This is a genomic window from Mariniflexile jejuense (assembly GCF_042675665.1).
Classification (GTDB): Bacteria; Bacteroidota; Bacteroidia; order Flavobacteriales; family Flavobacteriaceae; genus Mariniflexile; species Mariniflexile jejuense.
Map to the genome: position 1 here is coordinate 339,760 of NZ_JBHTJI010000001.1, position 12,378 is coordinate 352,137.

Annotated in this window: 9 protein-coding genes; 5 read left to right on the forward strand and 4 right to left on the reverse strand. The window is 31.7% G+C overall.

Going from position 1 to position 12,378, the window contains the following annotated elements; genetic code table 11:
* Window positions 1-69 precede the first annotated feature (69 nt).
* From ACFQ1R_RS01475 to ACFQ1R_RS01495, 5 genes are all read left to right on the forward strand, one after another.
* Window positions 70-996 (forward strand): homoserine kinase, encoded by a 927-nt coding sequence (locus ACFQ1R_RS01475; protein ID WP_379924325.1) that lies wholly within the window; start codon window positions 70-72, stop codon window positions 994-996.
* 5 nt (window positions 997-1,001) lie between these two features.
* Window positions 1,002-2,294 carry a threonine synthase gene (gene thrC, locus ACFQ1R_RS01480; RefSeq protein WP_379924327.1) on the forward strand — a complete coding sequence of 431 codons (1,293 nt, stop codon included), beginning with the start codon at window positions 1,002-1,004 and terminating at the stop codon, window positions 2,292-2,294.
* Window positions 2,295-2,339: 45 nt separating this feature from the next.
* Window positions 2,340-2,582, forward strand: coding sequence for a CBU_0592 family membrane protein (locus ACFQ1R_RS01485; protein ID WP_379924328.1), 243 nt, complete (start codon window positions 2,340-2,342; stop codon window positions 2,580-2,582).
* A 166-nt stretch (window positions 2,583-2,748) separates the two neighbouring features.
* Window positions 2,749-5,400 (forward strand): hypothetical protein, encoded by a 2,652-nt coding sequence (locus tag ACFQ1R_RS01490; RefSeq protein WP_379924330.1) that lies wholly within the window; start codon window positions 2,749-2,751, stop codon window positions 5,398-5,400.
* A 177-nt stretch (window positions 5,401-5,577) separates the two neighbouring features.
* Window positions 5,578-6,762, forward strand: coding sequence for a hypothetical protein (locus tag ACFQ1R_RS01495; protein ID WP_379924332.1), 1,185 nt, complete (start codon window positions 5,578-5,580; stop codon window positions 6,760-6,762).
* Window positions 6,763-6,858: 96 nt separating this feature from the next.
* On the opposite strand, the gene ACFQ1R_RS01500 is transcribed toward ACFQ1R_RS01495, so the two are convergent.
* From ACFQ1R_RS01500 to ACFQ1R_RS01515, 4 genes are read right to left on the reverse strand one after another with little or no spacing between them, the layout of a single operon-like run.
* Complete coding sequence (locus ACFQ1R_RS01500; RefSeq protein WP_379924333.1) at window positions 6,859-8,316, reverse strand: oligosaccharide flippase family protein; 1,458 nt, start codon at window positions 8,314-8,316, stop codon at window positions 6,859-6,861.
* Window positions 8,316-9,593, reverse strand: coding sequence for a glycosyl transferase family 1 (locus ACFQ1R_RS01505; protein WP_379924334.1), 1,278 nt, complete (start codon window positions 9,591-9,593; stop codon window positions 8,316-8,318). Before ACFQ1R_RS01505 ends, ACFQ1R_RS01500 begins: the two co-directional genes overlap by 1 nt.
* On the reverse strand, window positions 9,586-12,012 hold the full coding sequence (locus ACFQ1R_RS01510) for a YfhO family protein (RefSeq protein ID WP_379924335.1): 2,427 nt from the start codon (window positions 12,010-12,012) through the stop codon (window positions 9,586-9,588). The genes ACFQ1R_RS01505 and ACFQ1R_RS01510 overlap by 8 nt, the downstream gene beginning before the upstream one ends.
* 31 nt (window positions 12,013-12,043) lie before the next feature.
* Window positions 12,044-12,328, reverse strand: coding sequence for a DUF4834 family protein (locus tag ACFQ1R_RS01515; protein ID WP_379924336.1), 285 nt, complete (start codon window positions 12,326-12,328; stop codon window positions 12,044-12,046).
* Window positions 12,329-12,378 lie beyond the last annotated feature (50 nt).

Sequence of the window (12,378 nt, forward strand, 5' to 3'; positions counted from 1 at the left end):
AGACTTTTGGCGTTATATATTAGAAAAAATCTAAAGTCTATTATCTAAAATCTTATATCTAAATAAGAAATGAACGAAATAAAACTATTTTCACCAGCAACTGTAGCTAATGTAGCTTGCGGATTTGATGTTCTAGGATTTTGCTTAGATAGTGTTGGTGATGAGATGGTAATAAGAAAAACCGATAAAAAAGGTATTTTTATTACTAAAATTGATGGTGGTTTCAATTTGCCTTTTGAAGCCGAATTAAATGTTGCTGGTGTTTCTGCCCTTGCCATGTATAACGCTTTAAAACCTAATTGTGGTTTTGAAATTGAAATCAATAAAAAAATTAAACCAGGAAGTGGTATTGGTAGTAGTGCTGCTAGTGCTGTAGGTAGCGTTTTTGGTATGAACGAACTTTTAGGAAAACCATGCAACAAAACACAACTTACAGAATTTGCAATTAAAGGTGAAGCTTTAGCTAGTAAATGCGAACATGCCGATAACCTTGCTCCTGCCATGTTTGGTGGTTTTACATTGGTAAAAAGTTTATCTCCTTTAGAAATATTACAAATTCCAACACCAAATGATTTGTATGCTACCATCATCCATCCTCAAATTGAAGTAAAAACTTCTGAGGCCAGAGCTATTCTTCCAAAAGATGTTGCTTTAAGTAAAGCCGTTACACAATGGGCAAATTTTGGTAGTTTGATACACGCGTTACATACAAGTGATTTTGAATTAATTCAACGTTCACTTAACGATGTGATTGTAGAGCCATATAGAAGTCAATTAATACCCCATTACAACGAAGTTAAAAAAGAAATACTTAAAGTAGGTGCTTTAGGTGCTGGAATTTCGGGTTCTGGACCTTCTATTTTTTCTTTAAGTAAAGGATTGGAAAATGCTAAAAATGTGGCAAATGCTATGAAAAACACATATTCAAAAACAGGAATTGATTTTGATATTCATGTTTCGAAAATAAACATTCAAGGAATTAAGATTTTGAATTAAATATAATGAATTACTACTCTCTAAATAAACAAGCACCAAACTCATCATTTAAAGATGCTGTTGTAAAAGGAATAGCACCAGATAAAGGATTGTATTTCCCAGAACAAATTACACCATTACCAAAAGCTTTTTTTGATAACATAGACCATTTAACACATACTGAAATTGCTTTTGAAGCTATTAAACAATTCGTATCTCCCGAAATACCAGATGCTGTTTTAAAAACAATTGTAGAAGAAACATTGTCTTTTGAATTTCCAGTAGTAAATTTAAATGAAAACATTTCAACTTTAGAGTTGTTTCATGGTCCAACAATGGCATTTAAAGATGTTGGTGCACGTTTTATGGCGCGTTGTTTAGGTTATTTCAACAAAAACAACAATAGAGAAGTTACTGTTTTAGTAGCAACATCTGGCGATACTGGTGGCGCTGTAGCAAATGGTTTTTTAGGTGTGAAAGGTGTAAATGTAGTAATACTTTACCCAAGCGGAAAAGTAAGCGATATTCAAGAAATGCAGTTAACTACATTGGGGCAAAACATAAAAGCACTAGAAGTTAACGGCACGTTTGATGATTGCCAAGATATGGTTAAAACCGCTTTTTTAGATGAAGAACTAACTAGCCAAATGCAATTAACGTCGGCAAACTCTATTAATGTAGCTCGTTGGCTACCACAATTATTTTATTTTATGTTTGCTTACAAACAACTTCATAAAAAACATAAAAACATTGTGTTTTCAGTACCAAGTGGTAATTTTGGAAATATTTGTGCAGGTATGATGGCTCAAAAATTAGGCTTGCCAATCAATCATTTTGTGGCATCAAATAATGCAAATAATGTAGTAACTCGTTATTTAATATCGCAATTATACGAACCAAAACCATCGATACAAACCATAAGCAATGCCATGGATGTTGGAGCGCCAAGTAATTTCATTCGTATTCAAGAAATTTACAAAAATAATTTTGAGTCATTAAAAGAAAATCTAACATCGTATAGTTATTCCGACGAAGAAACTAAAGCAGCTATGTTAGAAATGTACACAAATTACAACTATGTGGCAGATCCACACGGTGCTGTTGGTTATTTAGGTTGTAAAGATTATTTAAAAAACAACCCAAGCGCACATTGTGTGTTTTTAGAAACAGCACATCCAACCAAGTTTTTAGATGTTGTTGAAGATGTTATTAAAGAGAAACAACCATTACCAGAACAAATACAAGCGGTTATGGGTAAAGATAAAGTATCGGTGGTTATTTCTACATACAATGAATTAAAATCATTTTTATTGAAATAGTATTTTAATTTATTCTTACTAGCCAGAAAAACAAAAATTAAACACATGACAATAGTTGATTGGATAGGATTTGTAGGTGTTTTTCAAATACTACTCGCTTATTGTTTAAATGTTTTTGGGAAAATTTCCAATAAGCATTTGGCATTTATAATATTGAATTTAATTGGTGCTGCCATGACTTGTTTAGCATCCATATTCTTAAACTATTGGCCTTTTATTATTTTGGAAGGTATATGGACGTTGGTATCTTTATTTTCTTTTATTCGGTTTCTTAAAAACATTACATGATCTTTTTAAGAAATCTAAATATTTTATACACTTTTTTATAATACTTACACTAAGTTACAAAATCGACCACAGTTCAAAAGTTAAACCTGTTTTTTATTTATTTTATTAATTTTATAATAATTATCCTCATTTAAGGATTTTTATTAAAATAACTAAACTATTTATTATGAAAAAACAAATTACTTTTTTATTATTCACGCTGCTTTTTGCTTTGACCTCCAGTCAAATGATGGCACAAAAACACGTTCTGTATGTAATGGCAGACGGAGTTAAAATTTACAATGACGATGCCGTAGCAGTTGCAGGTAACTATTATGGAAAAAATGCTTCTGATAAAAATTATGGAATAGTTACTAAATCTTCACTTTTTGGTAATGACCCTGTTTTAAAAATGTTAAAAGCAGATTCTAATTTTAGTGTTACTTATATCACAGCAACAAATGGAGCTAGCGTACCTTTAGCAAAAGTTACAAGTCTTACCGTTGGAAGCGCAGGATTACCTAGCGGCAATACACTTGCCGTTAACGGAAACATAGATACTGCTGGCTTTGATTTAATTATTGCTACTGAAAACGTATCAGGTAGTTTCAACTTCATCAAAGGAGGTGCAACACCTGGAATTCTGGCTCCAAGTAACTTAACAGCCCCTATTATTTATGCCAAATCGATTCTTTTTAAAAATGGTAGTTTAGTTACTTCTACAACAGCTACATCTATCACAACGCAAAACTTATCCATGCAAGTGGTAAATGCTACAAGCCCAATCTTTACAGGTATTACAGTGTCTAATGGTAGTAATATTCCTTTATTTAGAACAACCTCAGATGACTATGGGATTGCGTCAGGACAAAAAGCAATTGATGTTATCAATGGTCTTGAAATATCTGGTGCTACAAACACCTTATTAGCTACTGTACCTGAAATTACAGCGCAAGGTGTTGGTCAAACTGCAGTTGGTATTAACTACTTTCCAACCAATACACAACTAGGTACTGATGCATCTGGTATATTAGCTAAAGATGCCATAGTATTACCTTTTTCTTGGGGAGCTACAGTAAAACAAGACGGCGGCAACATAACCCCAGAACTTTTAACTATTTGGAGAAATGCAGCTTACATGCTTACTGGTCAAACTATTCCATCAGGTATGATTGCAAACCCTACAGCAAATAGCTATGAAATGGTTGCTCACACCTATACATACGATTTCAGAAATGGTTCATTTATTAATACAACTACAAATAACACATTATTATCTTCTATTGTACACAACTCTGTAAATTCTAATCCTGTTTTTGCTTTAAATGACATAACAGGAACAGGTGCTTCACCTAAATACAGATATTATGCTGATGCTGATGCAAACCCTTTTGTATTTGCTCGTGCAAAAGATGTTAGACTAGATTATGATGTTAATGGTGATAATTTTTATGACGCAACAAGAGGACTTAACTTAAAAACTGGCTCTAAAATACATATTAAAACTTGGGGAACAGCATCAGTTAGAGTTCCATTAGATGCAGCTTCTAATCTTGACTATGCACTATCTGTTCCTAACATCAACAGTAAATCATGGGTTTCAATCAATGGCGTAAGCTATAATGGTCCTTCTACAGTAGCTGTTAATTTAGTTATTGATGGTACTGCATCTACTGTTACAGACTTAGCATACAATATTTATTCTACTACAGGAAATTCTCAAGATCTTGTCCTTACTGCTGATGCTACTAACGGAGGTACAGATATTTTTATACCTTATGTTGAAGTAACATATAACTTATTACAAGCTAAGCCTAAAGAAATTCTTTATTTAAATCAAATAGGTGTTGGACAAGGTGCTGGTGCTTCTGCTCCAGGTGCGGATCCTGTTATTACCATGTTAGAAGCTGACCCTAACTTTAATGTAACTTATATAGAGTCTGACCAAAGTGGCACTCAAATACCTGCTCTTTCTGGATTTGATTTAGTGATAGTTCAAGAAACTTTTAGTTCTGGCGCTGCTGTTTTTAAACCAGGTGGAAAATTAGGAGTTAAAGATGTTACAATTCCAATTATTTATAACAAATCTTATGCGTTTAGAAACGGAAAAGCAGTTACTGATGCTAATGCTTCGGTTCCTAATGGACAAACTGATGTAACTGTAACTGTAGCACCTGCTAATCAAACTAGTCCATTATTCAAAGGAATTAGCTTTACAGGAGGTAATACTTTTAATATTTTTGGAGCTGCTACTGCTTCAGATGATGGTACTGCTGGTGGCGGCACAAAATCTATTGATGCCGTAATTGACTTAGATATTACAACTGGCGGAGAAAGTTTAGCTACAACATCTTACGCTACGAACCCTGCTACGTCTATGGTAATAAACTATTTACCTTCTGGCACTCAATTAGGCACAGCTACAACCGACAAACTTAATGTAAATGCTGTTGCATTAGCTTTTAGTTATGGTGCAACCATTATGGGTGATGGTACAAATATTAGCCCTCAAGCTTTAACTATTTGGAGAAATGCAGCTTATATGCTAACTGGTTTATCAGTTCCTTCAACTCTAGTTGCTAATCCTAATTTTACTTTAGGTATAGATAAAGCTGGTGAAGTTTCAAATGTTTCTTCTAACGTTAAATCTGTTGGAAAAAGAATTTATGTATCTAACGTAAAATCTTCTACAGAAGTTAACATCTATAGCATTACTGGTGCTTTGGTAAAATCATTTAAAACAAACAGCGACATAGACTTTGAATTCAAAACAGGTCTTTGGATTGCTACAGTAAAAACTTTTGAAGGTGAAAAAGCCGTAAAATTATTAACCAGATAATTTTTAGCTAATACACTAAAAAATAATTAAAAGGAGGCGAATATATTCGCCTCCTTTTTTATGCAATAAAACCAAATAAATATTATTTAATTCATTTACAACTGGTTATATTGTAAAATATTTTTTTGGCACGCTGTTTGTAAATACATAATCGTATCACAATTAAAACATAAGATTATGAAAAAGTTTTTATTTTTATTAGCAAGTGTAATCTTAACAGGATTCACCGTTAATGCAGCCAAAACAAATACTCATGATAACAATACTATTTATAACCGAGGTTATGGAAACTCTTTCATTTTTGTAGAGGACGGTATTGAATTTTCAGTTTTCCCTGACGGACAGTTTGATTTCAACATGCTTCGCAATAATTCACATTTAAGTGTATCTATTGGGTCGCCTCATGTAAATATTAGTTTCAACTCTGGTTATGATTATAACGCGTATGTACAATACGATGAATTTGGAGCTATCATTCAAATTGAAAACACACCTATTTATTATGATTATTACGGACGTATTGTTCAAGCAGGAAATGTAAATATATATTATAACAACCGTGGTTATATTTCTAGAGTTGGCGGTCTATATGTTCATTATAATAATTATAATGTGTTTTCACACTATACAGGATATATAAATGTATATAACAGACATTATGTTTACAGACCTTGGCACCGATACTATAGCGTTCCTTCTTACAATCACTGTATAGTTTATAATAGACCGTATAGACAATATTACACACCTGTACGTTATGTTTATAACAGACCATTTTATAACAATTACAGACCTACAACAGCTATTGCAAGCAGACGTGGTGAAATAATTTCAAGAAATAGAGATTACGCTACTGTAAACAGAAGTTCTAGAAATGTTACTCAAATTAATAGAAACTCAAGTTCTAGATACGAATCAAACAGCAATGATTCTAGACGAAATGACAACTATTCAAATAGAAATTCTGATAGAAATACGCAAACAGCAAATAGAAATGATACTAGATATGATAATTCTAATAATAGGGTTTCTAAAAATAATTCTGATGCAAATGATACTAAAAGAACAAGAGAAAACGTTAATAGAACTCTAATATCTAACGATAATTCAAGAAATAACGATGTGCGTACAAGAGAAACTACTGTTGTTAGAAAACCAAACAACTCAAATTCTCGTACATATGATAACAGCAATAATACAAACAGAAATACACCACAGGTAACACAACGTACTACTACAAGAACATCTGAAAGTAGAACAGTTACCAGATCTACTCAAAGCAAACCAATGGCTTCACAAAGTAGAAGTAATTCTGATAATAACAATAAAAGATCGGAAGCTCCAACAAGAAGACGATCATAACAAGTTTGGTTGGTTAGTTTGGAAATCCCTGCGATACGTTTGCCTCAAAGCAACATCGTGGGGGTTTCTGTTTTTACAGAATTATTCTTAAAACTATTACCTAAGTCTTAAATACTTCTTTAAAGCCAAAGAAATATCTTCAGACACATTCAACTTTAAAACAGCAAACACATAAATTAATGTTGCCAAAATACTTTTTAAAGCAATACTAATTACGGGATGAAACGGAAAATCCCAGAAATAAAGTAGTATAGTACTTAAAGCAATTACTCCTAAAACTTTGGCTGTATCTTTATTAAAAGGCATCATATTAAACTTAAGTTTTACAAAATAAATTTTGATAGAATTATACACTGAAATAGCCAAAAACGTTGCAAATGCCGAACCATTAATACCAAACATGGGTATAAAAAGCATATTTAAAAACACCGTTAATACTGTTAAAACAACACCGAATAATAATACTATTCTATAATAATCACTATTAAACAATACCACATTATTACACCCCATTAAGCAATCGTATAGTTTTGCTATACCAACAAGAAAAACAACTAATAGTCCACCACTAAATTCATTAGGAATTAAAAGATACATCGTGTTGATGTTTATTATGATGATAAGAAATATAAAACCACCTATAATAAATAAAGTTTGCGAACTTCGTACATATAAATCTTTAAGTGCAACTTTGTTTTTTTCATTCAAATATTGTGCTGTTAATGGTTGAAGAATTTGCTGCATAGAACGAGAAGGCACAACAATAACCGTAGCAATATAAATTGCAACACCATAGTAAGCCACTTCTTCTATTGGAATATACATACCAAGCATGAACGAATCAATATCCAAAATTATAGTAGCAATAGAACCTGCTATTATAATTAACGATGAATATTTCAAAATAGCACTTACACCTTCAATTCTATTAAATTTTAAAACAGGAAATTTTATAGTAAAGGCATATAATTTCATTATAATCATTCTAATAATGTAAACCCAAACAACACCAACTACAAACTGTTCTACATCAAGCCATTTAAAATATACTGTAAACAATAAAAGCATAACACCAACACGATGAAATACTTCTTTCATAAAGTTGCCAAACACCGTTTGTAATTGCGTTTTAGACCATGCAAAAAACACCTCAAAATACGCCATAGCTACTGCAGTTACGAATATATACCACACATAACCTTTAACTATTTCGTTTTTTTGAGATAATAATTCGCCAATGATTTCATACGTAAAACAACCTATTAAACCAACTGGAATAATCATTGCTAAAGGCAAAAACAGCATAAGTGTTAAAAAGCTATTAAGCGAATTTTTTGTTTTAAAAGATGAATAAAACTTTATAATAGTATTGTTAGCTCCAAAAGCCATTAAAGGCATAACGATATTAGCTGTAGATAAAATAAAAGCAACCAAACCATAATAAACATCAGTAAGGAAATATGTGTATAGAAACAAGGTATTAAGTGCACCAATACCAAAACCAAGATAGGTTGTTACTGTATTTTTAAATGATTGCGACGTTACAATACCCATTATACTAATTTAGATAATGCTTCAGTGAGCGATTTTCTACTATATTGTTGCAACCCAATTGGGTATACGCTTAATGAATTTGTTTTAAAAGCGTTATAATGCTCTAAGATAGTGGTTTTTAAAACATCATAATCATTATAACTAAAGTAGCTTCCGGTGTTAGTTTCCTTTATTATTTTTTCAACATCAGAATCGTTTGGTCCAATAGCTATAATTGGTCTGTTAGAGACCATGTATTCAAACAATTTACCAGGAATAATACATTTGGTATCTTCGGAATCTATTTCAATAAGTAATAAAATTTGTGATTTTTTTTGATATACAATAGCTTCTTTATGTGAAACATAACCTACTTTATTTACATAATCACTTAAATTTTGTTTTTCTATTGAATTAAGAATAGTTTCACTAACAAAACCTACTAAATTAAGCTGAAAATCTTTTGAAAAGGATTCGTTTTCAATAATCAAATCACTTAAAACTTGCCATAAATTTTCTGGATTTCGTTTTGATAATAACGACCCAATATGTGCTAAAGAGAATTTAGAATCCATTTCAAACGGTAAAACAGGCTCATAATCATACCCATTCGTAATAACACTAATAGGCTTATTTGTTAATTTCTGAAATTCCTTTTTGGTTGTGAAACTGGTAACAATTAGTTGGTCGGCAGCATTTAAAACCTGGTTTTCAAGAGCTTTATGTTTTGCTTTTGAAGCTTCAGTAAGTTTTAACGCTTTGTGATAGCCAATGGTTGTCCATGGATCTCTAAAATCGGCAATCCAATTCACTCCTAGTTGTTCTTTTAGTTGTAAACCAATTAAATGCAAACTGTGTGGTGGTCCAGTAGTAATAATAGTTTTTATGTTTTCTTTTGATATATACTCTGAAAGAAATACTACCGATGGTTTTACCCAAGCTTTACGAGCATCTGGAATAAAATAATTTCCACGAACGTAAAGCATAATTTTTTCAACAAAACTCTGGGTTTTAGTTTCAGAAATAATGCCTTTACTTATAGTTTTTGATGTTTTTTTTGAAAACAACCCCGCTAACTTATAAGGCTCTTTAATAGGTTGTTTTAAAATAGTAAGACTACTTGAAACTTCCGAACTTAAATTAGAATCAAGTATCGGATAATTAGGATTTTCTGGAATGTAAACTACAGGTTCAATATTGAAATCTGGCAAATATTTTACAAATTTTAACCAACGTTGTACTCCAGGACCACCTGCTGGTGGCCAATAATAAGTTATTATGAGTGCTTTTTTACGCACTTTCTTTTGCTTTCTTTTTAAACTCGTAAAATAAACCACCTAAAAATAACAACCCAAATAAAACAGAACTTGCTAAGGCTATTTTACTTCCTGTTTTTACAACATCAGGATCGAATTTAAACTCAATGGTATGCTTCCCTGAAGGAACTTCCATACCGCGTAAAGTGTAATTAACACGCATATGAGTTGCTTCTTTACCATCTAAAAACGCTTTCCAACCATTACCATAATAAATTTCAGAAAACACTATAAAGCCATTATTTGAATTATTGGATTCGTATTTTAAGTAATTTGGTTTGTATGACACTAATTTTACAGATGCTAAAGAATCAACCAAATAGTTCGTTTTTAAGTTTTTATATACCTCAGAATTATAAACCGCTTTATTTTTATTATCTAAACTATCCAAAGCTTTTATTTCTTCATTTGCTGAAGCAACGCGCTTTAATTCTTTAACAAACCAAGCATGTCCATTAGCTTTATCATTTTCATAAGGAAATAAATTACCTTCTTTGTCTTGGGCAATAATATACTTTGTGTTAAGCATATTTAGCACGTTTATATTGTTTTTAGCAACATAAAAATCGAATAATTCACTGTATCGTTTTAACTCTGCAGCATTGTAGCCATTAAGTGAATTATGAAAATAAGATGGTTTTGCAGCACCACCAACCAAATCGAATACACGATAATAACCTTTATCTTCTAGTATATAGCTATCTACTTCAGTAGCTTTAAAAGGTTTATTTACTTCAACTGCCGAAATAAAATCATCATTATTAACATAGCGTCTATCTACGCCAACTAAATCGAACAAAATAAGAATTCCAAAAACTAAAATCACCCATTTCTCTTTCAACTTGTCTGTTAAATACATATAAATAGCACCTGCAGAAAGCAATACTAATATGAGAGTTCTTAAAGTATCTGTAGTGAAAATAGATTTTCTATCTTCTCGTAAAGCATCAACAAAGGCTTCTCCGTAATTCTGACTGTAAAAACCATCATTACCGCCAACAAAATCAAACAAAGATGTTTTGAAGAGTAAAAACAACACTGCTAAACCACCTGTAATTATTGCTGAATATTTTAATGCTTTTAATTTTTCTTCTTTCTTTTCAAATTCATTAAATAATTTTACCAATCCGAAAATTGCCAAAACAGGAATACATAATTCTAGTATAACTTGAATAGACGTTACCGCTCTAAACTTATTATACATTGGCACAAAATCGATAAAGAAATCTGTTAAAAACCCTAAATTTTTTCCGTAAGATAATAGTAAAGAAAAAACAGAACCACCAACAAGCCACCACTTTAAACGTCCTTTTACTAAAAATAGCGCAAAAACAAATAAAAATAATACAACAGCTCCAATATATGCTGGTGCTTCAACAATAGGCTGATCGCCCCAATACATAGGTGCTCGCTTAGCTTCTTGAGCTGCTTGGGTTGTAGTGGCGCCTAGTTTTCTAAAAGCTTCGTAAGTCGCAGAATCTTTACCAACATCTTCACCATTACCACCGCCCATAAACCTGGGAATGAATAAATTAAAAGTTTCAGCAAAACCATAACTAAATTGGGTAATATAATCTCTATCCAAACCAGAAGTTATCTCTTTTGGCGAATCATCAGGATTTATTGTTAATTCACTTTTTCCTCGGGTACTTTCTTTTACATATTCCTTTGTTGCTAGTACATTAGTAGCATTTAAGCCTATCGCTAAAACAACAGCCAAAACCAAAATGCCAACCGATTTAAAATAATGAGGAAGCATTTTCTTTTTATAGGCATCAATTAAATAAGCAATACCTAAAACACCAACTAATAGCAATAAATAGTAAGTCATTTGAAAATGATTTGCTACCATTTCTAAACCCATTGCAATAGCTGTTAGTAAAAAACCAGCTATATAACGCTTTTGAAACGTTAGTAAAATACCACTTAAAACTAACGGCATGTAAGCAATAGCATGGGCTTTACTATTGTGCCCAACACCCAAAATAATTATTAAATACGTTGAAAAACCAAATGCCATTGCACCAAGTGCGGCGAGTTTAAAATCGACTTTAAGTACTAACAAAAGCACGTAAAACCCTAAAAAATACAGAAATAAATAATCGGCTGGACGAGGTAAAAATCGTAAAACAGAATCTAATTTTTTAATATAATTATGCGGATATTTTGCACCTAATTGATATGTTGGCATACCTGCAAACGCACTATTTGTCCAATAGGTTTCTTCGCCAGTAGCTTCTCTAAAATCATTTTGCTGCTTGCTCATGCCTATATACTGCATGATATCGCTTTGAAAAATTTGTTTTCCTTTTAAAACTGGATTAAAATACGCTAAAGATAGAATTATAAAACCTATTAAAACTAATAGGTGCGGAAGTGCTTTTTTTATTGAAAATTGCATGAAAGTATATTAAAAAACAATGGTTGTGAAATTAATCAATTTCTTCGTAATCCACATATTCGCCAACATCTTTATTTGAAGTTTTTGTGTTTGGCATTTTATCAATAGTTACTTCACCTTCCTTTTTTCTTGTGTCTTGTTGTGTTTTTTGTTGAAACTGACCAAATTGTCCGCCAAATCTTTCTTCTGCTTTTCTAGCAATATATTTAAGTAATAAGGGTGCAAAAAGCCTTGAAAGAATTTTTAATCCGTAGTAAATAAGCAGGATAATTAATAGCGTTCTTAAAAGACCAGTTACAGATGCTTGTTGTAACATAAAAAATATTTTTTAACAAAAATACAATTCTATCTGCTTAAAAAACGTTC